The organism is Nitratireductor thuwali (assembly GCF_036621415.1).
Classification (GTDB): domain Bacteria; phylum Pseudomonadota; class Alphaproteobacteria; order Rhizobiales; family Rhizobiaceae; genus Chelativorans; species Chelativorans thuwali.
In genome coordinates, this window is the sequence record NZ_CP030941.1 from 4020679 (window position 1) to 4036800 (window position 16122).

The following is a 16122-nucleotide window of genomic DNA, read 5'->3' on the forward strand; positions in this document are numbered from 1 at the left end:
CTAGTGCTTGGCGGCCAGGATGGGCGGCCCGACAGGAACGCGGGTATCGTCCACCATGCGCTGGATTTCCTCGTCCGGCGCAGGGGTCATCAGCGTGACCGCCACCATCGAGACCAGGCTTGCCGCCATGCCGACGATGCCGAAGCGCAGGTGATCGAGCCCGAACCACGGCGTGCCGCCCGTATAGACGTAGTAGAGATAGGCAGAACCGGCGAGGAAGCCGACGATCATGCCGGCAACCGCCCCTTGGCGGTTTGCCCGTTTCCACCAAACGCCGAGCACGAGCGGGAAGAACAGGCCCGAGCAGGCGAAGCAGAAGGCCCATGCCACCGCGCCGAGGATGCCGGTTAGCTGCAGCGAGGCGATCAGGGCGCCCGCCGCACCGATGCCAAGCAGCAACACGCGCGCCACGATCAGCCGGACCGAGGTGTCGGCCTTCGGGTCGATCATCTTGTAGTAGAGATCGTGGCTGAGCGCGTTGGCGATGGCCAGAAGCAGGCCGTCGGCGGTCGACATGGCCGCCGCCATGCCGCCAGCGGCAACGAGGCCGGAGATCACATAGGGAAGACCCGCGATCTCGGGCGTGGCCAGGACGACGATGTCCGGCCGCATGAAGAACTCGTTGAGCTGGAGAATGTTGTCGGCATTCTGGTCGACGATGGCAAGGAAGCCCACATTCGACCAGTTCTGGATCCATGCCAGCGAGGCGACCTGGTCGAACGGCTGCCCGATGATGGCCGTCGGCAGGCTGGGATCGAGAAGCTGCAGCTTCGTCAGCGTGGCAAGCGCCGGCGCTGTGAAGTAGAGCAGGAAGATGAAGAGCAGCGACCAGGCGACCGACCGGCGCGCCGAACGCACCGAAGGCGTGGTGAAGTAGCGCATCAGGATGTGCGGCAGCGAAGCCGTGCCCGCCATCATGCAGATCGCCAGCGTGACGAACTTCCACTCCGCGAGCGCGCCAACGGGGGCAATATGCGGCGTCGTCAGTACCGACAGGCCGGGCATTGCCTCGGCCGGCGGGTTGAGCCCGTACTGGGCCTCGAACTGCGTCACCGCCGTCGCAGCCTCGCCATAGGAGAAGTGCGGGATGATGCCGAAGCCCTGCACGTTGGACATCCAGATCACCGGCACCAGATAGGCGATGATGAGGACGATATACTGAGCGACCTGGGTCCAGGTGACGGCGCGCATGCCGCCCAGCATGGAGCAGAGAAGGATGCCGAGCAGCCCGAACCAGACGCCCACCGAGTAGGGGATGTGCAGCACGCGGGCGGCGATGGTGCCGGTTGCGTCGATCTGCGCCGTCACATAGGTGAAGGATGCCACCACCAGCACGATGACCGCGCAGAAGCGGGCGAGATTGCCGCCATAGCGGGTTCCGATGTAATCGGGCACCGTATAGCAGCCGAATTTGCGCAGATAAGGCGCCATCAGCGAGTTGACGAGCACATAGCCGCCCGTCCAGCCGATGATGAAGGCCATGTAGCCATAGCCGCCGAAATAGATGCCGCCTGCCAGCGCCACGAAGGATGCGCCCGACATCCAGTCGGCCGCGGTCGCCATGCCGTTATAGACCGCCGGCACCTGCCGCCCGGCCACGTAGTAGGCGTCGACCTCCATCGTCCGCGAGAGCCAGCCGATGAGCGCGTAGATGGCGATGGTGAACGCCACGAACAGGATGCCGATCGTGTCGGCGCCGACGCCAAGCTGCTCCAATATGGCCATCAGGATGATGAAGCCGAGGAAGCCGCCGGTGTAGATACTGTAAACCCGGCCGATATTGTCCAGGAACTTTCCTTGCATCAATGCCATGACGAGCCCCTCTCAGCTCTCTTCGCCAAAGCCGAATTCGTCGTCGATCGCGTCCTGGCGCCAGTTCTGGAACCAGATGATGACGACGAAAGCGATGAGCGAGCCTTGGGCGATCATGTAGAATCCAAGCGGAAAGCCCAGGAACGTCATGGAATTGAGCGATCCGACCAGCGCTGGGATGATCAGCGAGAAGAACACCCACAGGCCAAGGACGAGAATCGTGAGGTTCCGCGTCTTCTGCCAGTAGCGATCCCGCAGTTCAGTGTTGTCGATGGACATGGTGTCCTCCTCCCCTAGATGTCGTTAGCGACGAAAGTCTCTAACAGCGGCCATTGCGGGCAAGCCGAATCGGACCCACAATGACAGGTGGAGTGTTGGCGATCCGCCGAGCAAAGGGAATTGAGACATTGGTCGTACCCGCCGAACCTGATGCCGCCATGCCCGTAAGCTTCCTCGCAAGGGCCAAAAGGCTGCTCGGCCAGGCCGCGCAGCGCCTGAGCGTGCGTCTGGAACGCGAGCCCCTCGACAGCCTCGACGCGCTTTTGCGCTTCACGCAGACGCGCGCGGCCTTCGTCTCCCAGAAGAAGCTCTATGGCTATCTCAAGGCGCGCATGGGAACCCGCTATCCCTCCATGTTCGAGGACGATGTCTTCGTCGACTCGGTCAATATCGCCAAGCGTCATGTCTTCGCGGCCAGCCTGTCCGACATCACCATCCACACGGTCGCCCGCATAGCCGCGGCCGGCTTGGCGGAACCGCATGCGCGGACGCTGGCGATCCAATGCCATGAGGCGGGCCTGACCGAGAACGCGGAGGAACTGGGCGCTGAACTTGTCGGGCACTACCGCCAGGCCTTCGCGGAGCGGCTCGACAATGTTCATTGGCAGAACTTGGCCGCAGGAGGCGACTGCTTCACCGAAAGTCCCGCCGCCCTTTACCATTGGGCGCCGATCGACGACAGCCTCAAGCGCCACGATCGGGAGATCGTTCAGAACTCTATCCGCTTCGCCTGGGCTGAGGTGATCCGGGACTTTCGCGCCCGCGGCGTTCCCGACGGCATCGCCGCCGACTTTCTGGCGCGCACGGGCGAGATGACGCAGCGGCGGACCGGGTAGAGCAATACCAAAAGACTGAAGCCGGCTTTCTGTCCGCAGTTGCTGAGCGGCCCGCAAGAAAAAGGCCCCGCTTCTCGTGAAACGGGGCCTTGCTTGTGCCGGAGCGGCGATCAGCGCTTGGCGATCGGCACGTAGTCGCGCTGCGTGGCGCCCGTATAGAGCTGGCGGGGCCGGCCGATCTTCTGGCTCGGGTCCTCGATCATTTCCTTCCACTGGGCGATCCAGCCCACCGTGCGCGCCAGCGCGAACAGAACGGTGAACATGGTGGTGGGGAAGCCCAGCGCCTTCAGCGTGATGCCGGAGTAAAAGTCGATATTCGGGTAGAGCTTCTTCTCGATGAAATACTCGTCCGTCAGCGCGATGCGCTCCAGTTCCATGGCGATGTCGAGTTGCGCATCGTCCTTGATGCCGAGCTCGCCCAACACCTCGTGGCAGGTCTTCTGCATGATCTTGGCGCGGGGATCGTAGTTCTTGTAGACCCGGTGCCCGAAGCCCATCAGGCGGAACGGGTCGTTCTTGTCCTTCGCCCGCTCGATATATTCGGGAATGCGATCGACCGTGCCGATCTCGTCCAGCATGTTGAGCGCCGCCTCGTTGGCGCCGCCATGGGCCGGGCCCCACAGGCAGGCAATGCCGGCGGCAATGCAGGCGAACGGGTTCGCACCCGAGGAGCCGGCAAGCCGCACCGTGGAGGTGGAGGCATTCTGCTCGTGGTCGGCATGCAGGATGAAGATGCGCTCCATGGCGCGCGCCAGCACCGGATTGACCTTGTACTCCTCGCACGGCACCGCAAAGCACATATGCAGGAAATTGGCCGCGTAGCTCAATTCGTTGCGCGGATAAACGAAGGGCTGGCCGACGTGGTACTTGTAGGCCATCGCCGCGATCGTCGGCATCTTGGCGATCATCCGCAGGCTAGCCACCATGCGCTGATGGGGATCGGAGATGTCGGTGGAATCGTGATAGAAGGCCGACATGGCGCCGACCACGCCGCACATCACGGCCATGGGATGCGCATCGCGGCGGAAACCGGTGAAGAAGCGGTTCATCTGCTCGTGCACCATCGTGTGGTGCGTCACGCGATAGTCGAAATCATCCTTCTGGGTCTTGGTCGGCAGTTCGCCGTAAAGAAGCAGATAGCAGACTTCCAGAAAATCGCCGTGCTCGGCCAGTTGCTCAATCGGATAACCGCGGTGAAGCAGAATGCCTTCATCGCCGTCAATATAGGTGATCTTGGATTCGCAGCTCGCCGTCGACGTATAGCCGGGATCGTAGGTGAACATCCCGGTGTCCTTGTAGAGCGACGAGATGTTGATGACATCCGGCCCGACCGTGCCGTGCAGAACGTCATATTCCCTGCTTTCTCCTCCGAGTTCCAGCTTTGCATTGGTTTTGGTCATCGCAAACACCTCTCATGTCTTGAAACTCGGGCAGAATTCTTCACCGCACGGGGGAGGCGGCTCGTCCGACGTGGGCATTAGCTATCGCATTTACCAATCGCTGCCAAGCTTGACAAACCGTCAATGCTGCACTGCAGCGACGGAATTTTCGCGCCAAACCCTCATGCCGGCTTTGCCTGGTCCCTTATCCGAGCCAGCGATTCGTCCCGCCCGAGCACCTCCAAGACGTCGAATATGCCGGGCGAGGTGGTGCGGCCGGTCAGCGACGCACGCAGCGGCTGCGCGACCTTGCCCAGCTTGAGCCCTGTTCTGTCGGCAAAGGCCCGCACCGCGGCCTCGCAATCGGCCGCCGACCATGAGGACAGCGCGGCCAATTCATCGGCGAGCTGCGCCAGCATGGCACGCGCGTCGTCATCGAGGAGGGCGCCGGCCTTCTCGTCGAACGAGAGCGGGCGCTCGGCAAACAGAAATCCGGCGCCGTCAACAAGTTCCACCAGTGTCTTCGCCCGCTCCTTCAAGCCCGGCAGCGCCGCTCGGAGCTGTGCCTTTCTCCGCTCGTCCAGTTTCGCCAGGATGATGTTCCCGTCTGTCAGATGGGGCAGCGTCTCCATCAGGATTTCGAACAGCTCGTCGTCCGGCGTATGACGCATATGATGGCCGTTGACCGCCTCGAGCTTCTGGAAGTCGAAGCGCGCCGCGCCCTTGTTGACGTCCTCGATCTCGAACCACTCAATCATCTGCGCCGTCGAGATGATCTCGTCGTCGCCATGGCTCCAGCCGAGCCGCACGAGATAGTTGCGCAGGGCCTCCGGCAGGTAGCCCATGGCCCTGTAGGCTTCGACGCCCAGCGCGCCGTGGCGCTTTGATAGCTTGGCGCCATCGGGGCCGTGAATGAGGGGGATATGCGCCATGACGGGGACGTCCCAGCCCATGGCCTTGTAGATGAGGGCCTGGCGTGCGGCGTTGGTCAGATGATCGTCGCCGCGGATGATGTGGGTGACGCCCATGTCGTGATCGTCGACGACCACGGCGTGCATATAGGTGGGCGAGCCGTCGGAACGCAGGATGATGAAGTCGTCCAGGTCCTTGTTGGGAAAGCGTACCTCGCCCTGCACCTTGTCGTGGATGACGGTGTCGCCCTCGCGCGGCGCCTTGATGCGGATGACCGGCTTGACGTCCTGCGGCGCTTCCGAGGGCGCCTGATCGCGCCATGTGCCGTCATAGCGGGGCGGGCGGCCCTCCGCGCGCGCCTTTTCGCGCATGGCCTCCAGCTCGGCCTGCGAGGCGTAGCAGTAATAGGCCTCGCCCTTCTCCAGAAGTTCGAGGGCCACCTCGCGATGGCGGTCGCCGCGCTCGAACTGCGAGACGGGCTCCCCATCCCACAGCAGGCCCAGCCATGACAGACCGTCGAGTATCGCCGCCGTGGCGGCCTCCGTCGAGCGCTGCCGGTCGGTGTCCTCTATGCGCAGGAGCATCTTGCCGCCGGTATGTCTGGCGTAGAGCCAGTTGAAGAGCGCCGTGCGCGCGCCGCCGATGTGGAGATAGCCGGTGGGCGAGGGGGCGAAGCGGGTGATGACGGGACGGGACATGCTGGTTCCTGAATGTTCGGGTTGCGGCGCGGCTGTGGCCGTCGCGGCTGGAAATCGGCTGCCCGTCATGTAGCATAGGCCGCTTGGGGTGCAAGCCTGCGGGGTGTTCGGGCGTGGCGGACGACAAGGCGGCAGCGGCGGACAGCGAGCGCGGATTGTTCCTGCCGGGAACCGCGCGTCCGCTCGCGCCGCCGGCGCCCGTGCCGGCAGACATGCCCGAACAGCGGCCACAGCTGCCGGCCTTCATTGCCTTCTGGCGGGGGGTTCCCACCGCGATCTCGCGGGACGCGGCGCGCGGCGGGACGTTCCTGTGCCTGCCCGTTCTTCTGGGCGCGGGCGTGGCGGCCTATTTCGCGCTGCCGTGGGAGCCTGAAGCACTGCCGCTGGTGCTCTCGTTATGCCTGCTTCTGGCCGTCACGTTCCTTTCCCGCGATCGTCGCATCCTGCCGTTCATCAGCGGCGCGGTCCTGCTGATCCTGGCCGGCGCCTTGCTGGGCAAGCTCGAAACCTGGCGCTCTTCGACGCCGATGATGGGATCGGACGTGACCACCAGGATCACCGGGCGGCTGGTGAGCCTGGAGCACCAGGCAAGCGGGCGCCTGCGGCTGACGATCGACATTGTGGCGACCGAGCGGCCCCGACTGCGCTATCCGCCCGCCCGCGTGCGGCTAAGCGCCCGCGCGGTGCCGGAGGGCCTTGCCGCCGGCGACGGCATCACCGGGCTTGCCAGCCTGATGAGCCCTTCCGGGCCGGTCCGCCCCGGCGCCTATGACTTTTCCTTCTCAAGCTATTTCAACGGGATAGGAGCGGTCGGCTTCTTCCTGTCCAACCCCGAGCGGGCGGCGGTGGCGGCGGATGACGGCGTGACCGCGGGGCCGGCGCGCTGGCTGCAGGCGGCGCGGGAAGGGCTCGCGGCACGTATCAGGCATGCGGTTCCCGGCGCCGAAGGGCAGGTGGCAGCCGCCATGATCGTCGGTATGCGCGCCGGCATACCGGAGCCTATAAACGAATGGCTGCGGCGCTCCGGTCTTGCCCACATCCTGGCGATATCCGGGCTCCATATGGCTCTGGTGGCCGCTACCGTGATGGCAATGGCGCGGGCGGGCGCGGCCCTCTTCCCGCAATTTGCGCAACGCGTGCCGGTGAAGAAATACGCCGCCGGCGCGGCGCTCGCATTCTGCACGCTCTATCTGTTCTTCTCGGGCTCGGCAGTGGCCGCCCAGCGCAGCTACATCATGCTCGCGGTGATGCTGGCGGCGCTGCTGTTCGATCGCGCCGCCATTACCATGCGCAATCTGGCCATCGCCGCGCTGATCATCATCATCATCTCGCCGCACGAGGTGGTCGGTCCGAGCTTCCAGATGTCGTTCGCCGCCACAGCGGCGCTCATTGCCGCCTATGCCGGCTGGACCGACTGGCGCATGGGCCGGCGGGAACGCGGCCGCGTGCCGCCAGCAGGCCTGGCGCGCAACCTGTTGCGCACAGTGCTCGTTTTCGCCGCAGGGCTCGCAGCGACGTCCGTGATCGCGGGATTGGCGACGACGCTGTTCGGCGCGTGGCATTTCCAGCGCGCTTCGCCGCTGGCACTGCCGGCCAATCTGGCCGCCATGCCGCTTGTCTCGCTTGTGGCGATGCCCGCGGCGGTTCTTGCGATCTTCGCGATGCCCTTCGGCCTCGACGGGTTCTTCCTGTCGATCATGGGACGCGCCATAGCGGCGGTCATCGCCATCGCCGAATGGATATCCGACAGATCCCCCATCGATGCCGTCGGCCTGATGCCGCTTCCGGCGTTTCTGCTGCTGACGGTGGCCTTCGTCGTGGCCGTCCTGTCGACCACGCGCGCAAGGCTGCTGGCCGCGCCGCTGGCGGTCGTCGGCTTCGGGCTTCTTGTCGCGCGCGAGCTGCCCGCCGTGCTGATAAGCGAGGATGGCCGGCTGATGGGGGTGAGGACGGCCGATGGCGGCCTGGCGGTCAACCGCGCCCGGCCCAACGGTTTCACGATGGACGATTGGACCCGTGCCCTGAATGCCAAGATGGTGGTCAAGCCGCTGGTTGCCGGCAAGACCGCTGCGCCCGAGATGAAATCCCGCCAGTTTTCCTGCGTCAACGGGCTCTGTCTTATAGATAACCCGGCTGGGCATCTTATTGCCCACGCCGAGAATGCCGCAGCGGCAAAGCCAGTCTGTGAAACAGCATCCCTAATCGTCGTCGACGACGCAACGGCTTCAAATCTGTGCTCCGGGAGCAAGGCACTCGTCTTCACCAAGCGCGACCTCGCGCTCAGGGGAAGTGCGGCGGTCTGGCTGGCGGGTCCCGGCGAAGCGAGGACCGAATTCGCCCAGGCGATCAGCCAGCCCTATCGGCCCTGGCACACGCAGCGGCAATATTGGCGCGCCGCCCGCGGCCTTCCGCCTTACCGGCGCAAGACAGGCCAGGATCAGTAGCGCCGGATCAGCCCGATAAGCTTGCCCTGAACCTTTACCCGGTCGGGACCGAAGATGCGCGTCTCATAGGCGGGGTTGGCCGCCTCCAGCGCGATCGAGGCGCCCTTGCGGCGGAAGCGCTTGAGGGTCGCCTCCTCCTCGTCGACCAAGGCGACGACGATTTCGCCCGGATTGGCCGTCTGCGTCTCGCGGATGATCACCGTGTCGCCGTCGAAAATGCCGGCCTCGATCATCGAGTCGCCTTTGACCTCGAGCGCGTAGTGTTCGCCGCCCGTCAACATGTCCGGCGGGACGCCGATGGAATGCGTCTGGTGCTGAATGGCCTCGATAGGCACGCCGGCGGCGATCCGGCCCATGACAGGCACGGAGATTACACTGACGTCGTCGTCATTGCTCGCCGAGGGCTTCGGCCGCGAAGATGCGGCGGGCCTGCCAAGGCTGCCCTGGATCACGCTGGGCGAGAACCTGCGCTGGGCGTTGAGTCCCGGAGCGATGGAATCGGGAAGGCGCAGCACCTCCAGCGCCCGGGCGCGGTTCGGCAGGCGGCGGATGAAGCCGCGCTCCTCCAGCGCCGTGATCAGGCGGTGGATGCCCGATTTGGAAGCAAGATCCAGCGCCTCCTTCATCTCGTCGAAGGAGGGCGGAATGCCGGTCTCCTTCAACCGCTCGTGAATGAAGAGCAGCAACTCGTGCTGTTTGCGCGTCAGCATTGTTCCAACCTCGGGAATCAGAAAAACAAAACCAGAACAGACCGTATCTGTTCCATTTGTGTTCCGCAATACCCAAAATACAGGCAGGATTATCGCAGCATCAGCACGCGGCAGCGCTCTCCGGCCGCGCTCGCCGGGGCGCCGGGTTCGCGGATGATAAGGGCGTTGGAGGCGGCCAGGGTCGACAGCATCGACGAATCCTGCACATCGAAGGGCGAGGCCATCAGCCCGTCCTGCCCGGAAATGACCGAGGCGCGCACGTAGTCCTGGCGATGGTCGTTGGCCTTCATCGGTTGGGCAAGAATGGCCGAGCGCAGTTCGGGCAGATAGGTGCGGCCGGAAAACCGGGCGACCAGCGGCCTCAGGAACAGATGCGAACACACGAAGGTCGAGACCGGATTGCCGGGCAGTCCCAGAACCCGCGTTCCGCCGAACCGGCCGAACATCAGCGGCTTTCCAGGTCGCATCGCGATCTTCCAGAAGGCGAGCTCCATGCCTTCGCCGACAAGCACCTCGCGCACCAGATCGTGCTCTCCCACCGAGGCGCCGCCGAGCGTGACGATGATGTCGGCCGCCTCGCCCAGCGCGGCCCGTATGGCGCCGGCGATGGCGGCGCGATCGTCGCCGACGATGCCAAGATCAACGATTTCGGCGCCGTCCGCACGCGCGAGCGCCGCCACGGACAGATTGTTGGATGCCACGATCTGGTCGGGGCCGGGCTCGGTTCCCGGCGGCACGAGTTCGTCGCCCGTGGCGACGATGGCGATCCGCGGACGGCGCACGACCGGCAGGCGGCCATAACCTGCGGCTCCGGCCAGCGAGAGGGCGGCGGGATCGAGGACGCGGCCGGCATCGAGGAGAACGTCGCCTTGCTCGAAATCAAGCCCGGCGCGCCGGATATGGCGGCCGGGCTCCACGCTCTCCCGTGCCTCAACGACATCGCCGTCGGCCTCGGCGTTCTCCTGGATGAGGATTGCATCGGCGCCCTGCGGCATCGGCGCCCCGGTAAAGATGCGCACCGCCTCGCCGGGACCGAGCCTGCCCGCATAGCGCTTGCCGGCGGCGGAAGCTCCGATCAGGCGCAGGCGGGCCGGTGGGTTTGCCAGGTCGGCAGCACGCACCGCATAGCCGTCCATGGCGGAGGCATCGAAGGGAGGCTGGGTGCGCCGCGCGCTCAGCGCCGAAGCCAGGACCCGCCCGGCGGCGGCCGCTATCGGCACGTCCTCGCTGTCCAGCGCGCGCACGCCGTCGAGCATGCGGTCGAGCGCCTCGTCAACCGGCAGGAGCGCCATCGGACCCTTGCTCCCGCCGCCATTCCCCGGATTTTCCGCCGGTCTTGCTGACCAGCCGCACATCGGTGATTTCCATGGATTTGTCGAGCGCCTTGGCCATGTCGTAGATGGTCAGGCAGGCTATGGAGACCGCCGTCAGCGCCTCCATTTCCACGCCCGTCTTTCCGCTTACGCGCACGGTGGCGGTAACGCGCAGCCCGGGCAGCGCCTCGTCCGGAACGATGTCGACCACGACCTGGTTGAGCGCCAGCGGGTGGCACAGGGGGATCAGCTCGTGGGTCTTCTTGGCGGCCATGATGCCGGCGATGCGGGCTGTGGCGATCACGTCGCCCTTCTTGGCGTTGCCCACCAGGATGGCTTCCAGCGTCGCCGGGCTCATCGACACCGCGCCTTCGGCAACGGCTACGCGTACGGTCTCCGCCTTCGCGCCGACGTCGACCATGCGGGCTTCGCCGCCGGTTCCCAGATGCGTAAGCCTTTCACTCTCGCCTGCCATTATTCGGCAGCCTGCGTGCCCGTCTCGCGGCCCAGAAGCGCCCGCGTGGCGGCGGCGACGTCGTTGTGGCGCATGAGGCTTTCGCCGACGAGGAAGGTTCCGATGCCGGCCTTAAGAAGCCGCAGGCAATCCTCATGGGTGAAGATGCCGCTTTCGCCGACGATCAGGCGGTCGTCCGGGACCATGGGTGCAAGGCGCTCGGAAGTTTCAAGCGCGGTCTCAAAGGTCCGCAGGTTGCGGTTGTTGATGCCGATCAGCGGCGAATCCAGGCGAAGCGCGCGCTCGAGCTCCGGTTCGTCGTGAACCTCGATCAGGACATCCATGCCAAGCGCGAAAGCGGTCTCCTCAAGTGCCTTCGCCTCGTCGTCGGCAACGCTCGCCATGATGACAAGAATTGCGTCGGCGCCCCAGGAGCGGGCCTCGTAGACCTGGTAAGGCTCGAACATGAAGTCCTTGCGCAGCACCGGCAGGCCGCAGGCCGCGCGTGCGGCGGTCAGGAATTCTGGCGCGCCCTGAAAGGAAGGTGCGTCCGTAAGGATCGAAAGACAGGCCGCGCCGCCCGCCTCATAGGCCCTGGCCAGGGCGGGCGGATCGAAATCGGCCCGGATGAGCCCCTTTGAGGGGCTGGCCTTCTTGACCTCGGCGATCAGCGCGAGACCGCCGGCCGCGCGCCGGGTCCGCAGGGCTTCGAAGAAGCCGCGCGCAGGGGCGGCATCGCGTGCGCGCGCCTTGATCTCGTTCTCCGGCACCGCCGCCTTGGCCGCGGCGATCTCGCCGCGCTTATAGGCCTCGATCTTGCGCAGAATATCGACCATGGCCCTACCTTACGCCCGCCGGTTGGAGATTTCGACCAGCTTTTCCAGCCTTGCCAGCGCCGAGCCGCTGTCGATCGACCGGGCGGCCAGTTGCACACCTTCCGTGATGCTGCCCGCCTTGCCGGCCACCACCAGGGCGCCGCCGGCGTTGAGAACAGCGATGTCGCGGTAGGCGTTCTGCGCGCCTTCCAGCACGGCCCGCAGCGCCCGGGCGTTGTGCTGTGCATCGCCGCCCCTGATCTCGTCGATCGAGACGCGCGCAAGCCCCGCTTCCTCCGGCGTCAGTTCGAAGCAGCGCACGAGACCGTCCTCGAGGGCGGCAATCTGGGTCGTGCCCGTGGTCGACATCTCGTCGAGGCCGTCGCCGTGCACCACCCACGCTCTTTCGGCGCCCTGCTGCTTGAGCACATGGGCCAGCGGCTCGACCCACTCTTCGGCGAACACGCCGACGAGCTGGCGCTTGACGCTGGCCGGATTGGAAAGCGGGCCGAGCAGATTGAAGATCGTTCGCGTGCCCAGCTCCACCCGCATCGGGCCGACATGGCGCATGGCCGAATGGTGGGCCGGCGCGAACATGAAGCCGAGGCCGGCCTCGCGCACGCAGGCGGAGATCGCCTCGGGCCCGATCTCGATATTGACCCCGAGGGCAGCCAGACTGTCGGCCGCGCCCGAACGCGAGGAAAGCGCACGATTGCCGTGCTTGGCCACGGGAACGCCCGCGCCGGCCACGATGAAGGCGGCGCAGGTCGACACGTTGTAGGTCCCCGAGGAGTCGCCCCCGGTGCCGACGATGTCGACGGCGCCTTCCGGCGCATCGACCGGCAGCATCTTCGCCCGCATTGTCTCTACGGCGCCGCTTATTTCGTCCACGGTCTCGCCGCGCACCCTCAGCGCCATGAGGAAGCCGCCGATCTGGCTCGGCGTGGCTTCGCCCGACATGATGATGTCGAACGCATCCCGCGCTTCCTCGAAGCTCAGCGACCTGCCGGCGGCAACGGTCGCGATATGTGCTTTCAGATCCGCCATCGGACGATCAGAAGCTGAGCGCTTGCTGGATGGCGCCCTGGTTCACCGTCACGCCATGTTCGGCCTGAAGGCGGGTGACGAGTTGGTTGACCAGATCGTTGGACAGGTTCTGCTGCACGGATCGCGCCAGATCGTCCGGCAAAGCATCCGCCGACGCGGTGGCGGGCGCAAAGACCTCCGTTACCTTGAACAGGAACTGACCGTCGCCGGCAGGATTGTCGAAGATGCCCGTTTCGCCCTGAGCGACCGAGAAGACGGCGGCCACGCCGTCCCGTCCGATGGTCGCATCGTTCGCCTGGCGTTTGAGCCCGCGCCGGACCTCCTTCTGCAGGCCGAGCTCGGAAGCGATCTCATCCAGCGACTTTCCCGCCTGCACCTCTTCCTGGAGTTCGCGGGCGCGTGCCGTCAGCTTTTCGCGGGCCCGCTCATCCTTCCAGTCGGCCACGACCTTCTCGCGCACCTCGTCCAGCGAACGGTCGCGGGCCGGAACGACATCGGCGACCTCGTAGAACAGGAAACCGTTGGATCCCAGATTGAGCGGCGGGTTCTCGACGCCTTCCTCGGTGTCGAAGGCCGCCGAAATGAGGTCGCTCGAAGCGGGCAAGTCGCGGATGATCTCGCCGTCGGGATTCTGGCCGGTACGGTCGACCGCCTCGACGGTCTCCATTTCCAGCTTGAGGCTGGCGGCGGCTTCCTGCATCGACTGGCCGCCCGCCCGTGCGTCTTCATAGGCGTCGTAGGTGTCCAGCAGGACCCGGCTCGCTTCGTCCAGCGCCAGCTCCTGCCGGATCTCTTCGGAGACTTCCTCCAGCGGCACGGCCCTTTCGGGCAGCACCTCCACCACGCGGACGAGCGCCGGACCGAAGGGACTGTCGATCACGTCGCTGGTGTTTCCCTCCTCGACCGAATAGACCGCCTCGGCAATGGCCTCGTCGGCGATCGCCTCGCGGGTCATCTCCTCGAAGCGCACGTCCGAAGCCGGCGCGCCGCTCATCGACAACAGATCGTCAAAGCTCGATCCGGTCCTGAGGGCCTCGCGCGCGGTCTCGGCCTCCTCCCGGGTGGAATAGGTGATCTTGTCGAAGGTCCGCCGCTCGGCGGTCGTGTATCGGTCCTTGTTCTCCTCGTAGTAGGAGCGGACCTGTTCGTCGGAAATCACCGACGGGTCGGCTATGTCCTCGGGCTCGAGCTTCACATAATTGATCTGGCGGTACTCGGGCGCCGCATAGCGCTCCTTGTTTTCCTCGAACCAGCTCTGGAGCTCTTCCCCGGTCGGCTCCTCGATGGGCTCGACCAGGCTGCGCGGCAGCGCCACATATTCGATGGTACGGTCTTCGCCGCGATAAAGGGCGATGCTCTCGAGCAGCGTCTGCGGCGCCGAGATGCCGCCCGAAACGGCATCCACGATCTGCTGCCTGACGGCGGCCTGTTCGCGCTGCCTGAGATACTCCTCCGGCCGGACGCCGGACTGGCTGAGCACGAATTCGAACTGACGACGGTCGAAGCGCCCGCTGGCGTTCTGGAAAGCGGGGTTCGAAGCCACGAACTCGGCGACCTTCTGCTGGGAAACGCCGAGATTCATCTCGCTGGCCGTTTCCTCCAGTGCCGCACCTGCCGCCAGCTCGGCCAATACCTGGTTGTCGAGGCCGAAGGCGACGGCCTGCTCGCGCGTCACCCGCGTTCCAAGCTGTTGGGATATCTGCGCGATCTGACGGTCGTAGGCCAGCCGGAACTCCTGGGCCGATACCGACGTGTCGCCGGCGGTCACGACGGTTTGATTGGCATCGGAGAACATCTGCCCGGAAATGCCCCAAACGGCGAAACTCATGACCAAAAGAACAAGCAGGAGCTTGGCGATCCAGGTGGTGGCTGCGTGTCGGAGGCTTTCAAGCATGCTGGTTCCGATGTCTTTCCGGTTGAACTTAAACAACGACCAATGGGCATAACGCCCCCGCGCGCCACTGTCGATTGCTTTGTGGCCGTATTTTGGTAGTGAACAGGTCGAAGGTCCACCAGATCGAACGGAACGCCATGACCCCCGACATCCGCCCCCTGATCGCCGGAAACTGGAAAATGCACGGAACGCGTTCTTCCCTGAGCGAGCTGAAGGCCATGGCCGAGGGCTTCGCGCAATACGCAGGAAATGCCGACGGGCTGATCTGCCCGCCGGCGACCCTGCTTCACGAGGCGGCGGCGACGGTGCGGGGGCTGGCGTTCTCGATCGGCGGCCAGGATTGTCATGCCGAGGAAAAGGGCGCTCACACCGGCGACATTTCCGCCGAAATGCTCGCCGACTGCGGCGCTGCCCATGTCATCGTCGGCCACTCGGAACGCCGGACCGACCACGGCGAATCGGACGAGACCGTCGCGAAAAAGGCAAGGGCGGCCTGGCGCGCCGGGCTGGTGGCCATCATCTGCATCGGCGAGACGAGGGATCAGCGCGAAGCCGGCGAGACGCTCCGCGTGCTTTCGCGGCAGATCTCCGGCTCCGTTCCCGACGAGGCCACGGCCCACAACACGGTCATCGCCTATGAGCCGGTCTGGGCGATCGGCACGGGCCTAACCCCCACGGCCGACGACGTGGCGGAGGCGCACGCCCATTTGCGGGCCGAGCTTCGCCAAAGGCTTGGCGAGAAGGCGGAGCGGATGCGGATCCTTTATGGCGGCTCGGTCAAGCCTTCCAATGCGGCCGAGCTTCTGGCGGTGCCGAATGTCGACGGCGCGCTCGTCGGCGGAGCCAGCCTCAAGGCCGACGATTTCCTGGGGATCGCCAGGGCTGCGGCCCAGCGGTAGGGCGCATCCCGCGCCGATTTCTTGCAAAGGCGGCGATCGCGCTTATCTCTGGCGTACGGGGACTTGGAAAAACCTGCAAAGCCATGTAATGAGCCGCATCTGCGGTTCGCCGCTGGGTTTTGTCGCGCGAAGCGCCGGAAGGATTCATGCAGACTGTCATCATCGTCATTCATTTGCTCGTCGTGCTCGCGCTGGTCGGCGCGGTCCTCATGCAGCGCTCCGAGGGAGGCGGTCTTGGCATCGGCGGAGGGTCCGGCTTCATGTCGGCGCGCGGCGCGGCCAACGCACTGACGCGCACCACCTCGATCCTCGCCGCGGCCTTCTTCGCCACCTCGCTCGCCCTGTCCGTTCTGGCGCGCTACGAGGCACGGCCGACGGACATACTCGAGAACCTGCCCCAGACGCAGTCCGATACCCAGGACGGCTCGGGCGGCATTCTGGACCAGCTCGGCGGCAGCGTTCAGCCTACGGAACCGGCCGATGAAGGCGAGGCGCCAAGCCCGGAACCGCAGGTTCCCAACGGCCAGTAAGGGACGGGCAGCGACCGTCTCCAAGCCACTCCCTATGATCAAGGCGCGGACGTTTCCCGCGCCTTGGTTATGGGCAAATGCGCGGGCTGACGCCCCGCCT

General features: G+C 65.5%; 14 protein-coding genes. 4 read left to right on the top strand and 10 right to left on the bottom strand.

The window, feature by feature from the left end:
* Both NTH_RS19495 and NTH_RS19500 read right to left on the bottom strand, forming a co-directional pair.
* The gene (locus NTH_RS19495) at nt 1-1812 is read right to left on the bottom strand and encodes a sodium:solute symporter family protein (protein WP_338531569.1); all 1812 of its coding nucleotides are present in this window, start codon (nt 1810-1812) and stop codon (nt 1-3) included.
* Nucleotides 1813-1824: 12 nt separating this feature from the next.
* A complete protein-coding gene (locus NTH_RS19500) occupies nt 1825-2091 on the bottom strand; it encodes a DUF4212 domain-containing protein (RefSeq protein WP_338531570.1) in 267 nt (88 codons plus the stop codon).
* 128 nt (nt 2092-2219) lie between these two features.
* Between NTH_RS19500 and NTH_RS19505 the strand changes: the two genes are divergently transcribed.
* Entirely contained in the window at nt 2220-2927 is a 708-nt protein-coding gene (locus tag NTH_RS19505; RefSeq protein ID WP_338531571.1) for a hypothetical protein, read from the top strand.
* Nucleotides 2928-3037: 110 nt separating this feature from the next.
* On the opposite strand, the gene gltA is transcribed toward NTH_RS19505, so the two are convergent.
* Both gltA and gltX read right to left on the bottom strand, forming a co-directional pair.
* Nucleotides 3038-4327 (bottom strand): citrate synthase, encoded by a 1290-nt coding sequence (gene gltA, locus NTH_RS19510; protein ID WP_338531572.1) that lies wholly within the window; start codon nt 4325-4327, stop codon nt 3038-3040.
* Between the two features lie 161 nt (nt 4328-4488).
* The gene (gene gltX, locus NTH_RS19515; RefSeq protein ID WP_338531573.1) at nt 4489-5916 is read right to left on the bottom strand and encodes a glutamate--tRNA ligase; all 1428 of its coding nucleotides are present in this window, start codon (nt 5914-5916) and stop codon (nt 4489-4491) included.
* 113 nt (nt 5917-6029) lie between these two features.
* Here gltX and NTH_RS19520 point away from each other — a divergent pair, with 113 nt between their 5' ends.
* Nucleotides 6030-8360: a ComEC/Rec2 family competence protein gene (locus tag NTH_RS19520; RefSeq protein ID WP_338531574.1), complete on the top strand. Its 2331-nt coding sequence runs from the start codon at nt 6030-6032 to the stop codon at nt 8358-8360.
* On the opposite strand, the gene lexA is transcribed toward NTH_RS19520, so the two are convergent.
* The 6 genes from lexA to NTH_RS19550 all read right to left on the bottom strand — a co-directional run bounded on the left by lexA (nt 8354) and on the right by NTH_RS19550 (nt 14593).
* A complete protein-coding gene (lexA, locus tag NTH_RS19525; protein ID WP_338531575.1) occupies nt 8354-9070 on the bottom strand; it encodes a transcriptional repressor LexA in 717 nt (238 codons plus the stop codon). The genes NTH_RS19520 and lexA overlap by 7 nt on opposite strands.
* A gap of 89 nt (nt 9071-9159) precedes the next feature.
* The gene (glp, locus tag NTH_RS19530; protein ID WP_338531576.1) at nt 9160-10362 is read right to left on the bottom strand and encodes a gephyrin-like molybdotransferase Glp; all 1203 of its coding nucleotides are present in this window, start codon (nt 10360-10362) and stop codon (nt 9160-9162) included.
* Complete coding sequence (gene moaC, locus NTH_RS19535) at nt 10343-10858, bottom strand: cyclic pyranopterin monophosphate synthase MoaC (RefSeq protein WP_338531577.1); 516 nt, start codon at nt 10856-10858, stop codon at nt 10343-10345. The genes glp and moaC overlap by 20 nt, the downstream gene beginning before the upstream one ends.
* On the bottom strand, nt 10858-11673 hold the full coding sequence (trpC, locus tag NTH_RS19540; protein ID WP_338531578.1) for an indole-3-glycerol phosphate synthase TrpC: 816 nt from the start codon (nt 11671-11673) through the stop codon (nt 10858-10860). Before trpC ends, moaC begins: the two co-directional genes overlap by 1 nt.
* Nucleotides 11674-11682: 9 nt before the next feature.
* Nucleotides 11683-12699 carry an anthranilate phosphoribosyltransferase gene (trpD, locus tag NTH_RS19545; RefSeq protein ID WP_338531579.1) on the bottom strand — a complete coding sequence of 339 codons (1017 nt, stop codon included), beginning with the start codon at nt 12697-12699 and terminating at the stop codon, nt 11683-11685.
* Between the two features lie 7 nt (nt 12700-12706).
* Nucleotides 12707-14593, bottom strand: a complete 1887-nt coding sequence (locus NTH_RS19550) for a SurA N-terminal domain-containing protein (protein ID WP_338531580.1) — start codon at nt 14591-14593, stop codon at nt 12707-12709.
* A 137-nt stretch (nt 14594-14730) separates the two neighbouring features.
* On the opposite strand from NTH_RS19550, the gene tpiA reads away from it, so the two are divergent.
* A complete protein-coding gene (tpiA, locus tag NTH_RS19555) occupies nt 14731-15492 on the top strand; it encodes a triose-phosphate isomerase (RefSeq protein ID WP_338531581.1) in 762 nt (253 codons plus the stop codon).
* 146 nt (nt 15493-15638) lie between these two features.
* Nucleotides 15639-16022, top strand: a complete 384-nt coding sequence (secG, locus tag NTH_RS19560; RefSeq protein WP_338531582.1) for a preprotein translocase subunit SecG — start codon at nt 15639-15641, stop codon at nt 16020-16022.
* Nucleotides 16023-16122: the final 100 nt, after the last annotated feature.

What these genes read in the sequence shown, in the direction of transcription:
- NTH_RS19495 (WP_338531569.1), bottom strand. Translation starts at nt 1,812, where the DNA reads ATGGCATTGATGCAAGGAAAGTTCCTGGACAATATCGGCCGGGTTTAC.
- NTH_RS19500 (WP_338531570.1), bottom strand. Translation starts at nt 2,091, where the DNA reads ATGTCCATCGACAACACTGAACTGCGGGATCGCTACTGGCAGAAGACG.
- gltA (WP_338531572.1), bottom strand. Translation starts at nt 4,327, where the DNA reads ATGACCAAAACCAATGCAAAGCTGGAACTCGGAGGAGAAAGCAGGGAA.
- gltX (WP_338531573.1), bottom strand. Translation starts at nt 5,916, where the DNA reads ATGTCCCGTCCCGTCATCACCCGCTTCGCCCCCTCGCCCACCGGCTAT.
- lexA (WP_338531575.1), bottom strand. Translation starts at nt 9,070, where the DNA reads ATGCTGACGCGCAAACAGCACGAGTTGCTGCTCTTCATTCACGAGCGG.
- glp (WP_338531576.1), bottom strand. Translation starts at nt 10,362, where the DNA reads ATGGCGCTCCTGCCGGTTGACGAGGCGCTCGACCGCATGCTCGACGGC.
- moaC (WP_338531577.1), bottom strand. Translation starts at nt 10,858, where the DNA reads ATGGCAGGCGAGAGTGAAAGGCTTACGCATCTGGGAACCGGCGGCGAA.
- trpC (WP_338531578.1), bottom strand. Translation starts at nt 11,673, where the DNA reads ATGGTCGATATTCTGCGCAAGATCGAGGCCTATAAGCGCGGCGAGATC.
- trpD (WP_338531579.1), bottom strand. Translation starts at nt 12,699, where the DNA reads ATGGCGGATCTGAAAGCACATATCGCGACCGTTGCCGCCGGCAGGTCG.
- NTH_RS19550 (WP_338531580.1), bottom strand. Translation starts at nt 14,593, where the DNA reads ATGCTTGAAAGCCTCCGACACGCAGCCACCACCTGGATCGCCAAGCTC.
- tpiA (WP_338531581.1), top strand. Translation starts at nt 14,731, where the DNA reads ATGACCCCCGACATCCGCCCCCTGATCGCCGGAAACTGGAAAATGCAC.
- secG (WP_338531582.1), top strand. Translation starts at nt 15,639, where the DNA reads ATGCAGACTGTCATCATCGTCATTCATTTGCTCGTCGTGCTCGCGCTG.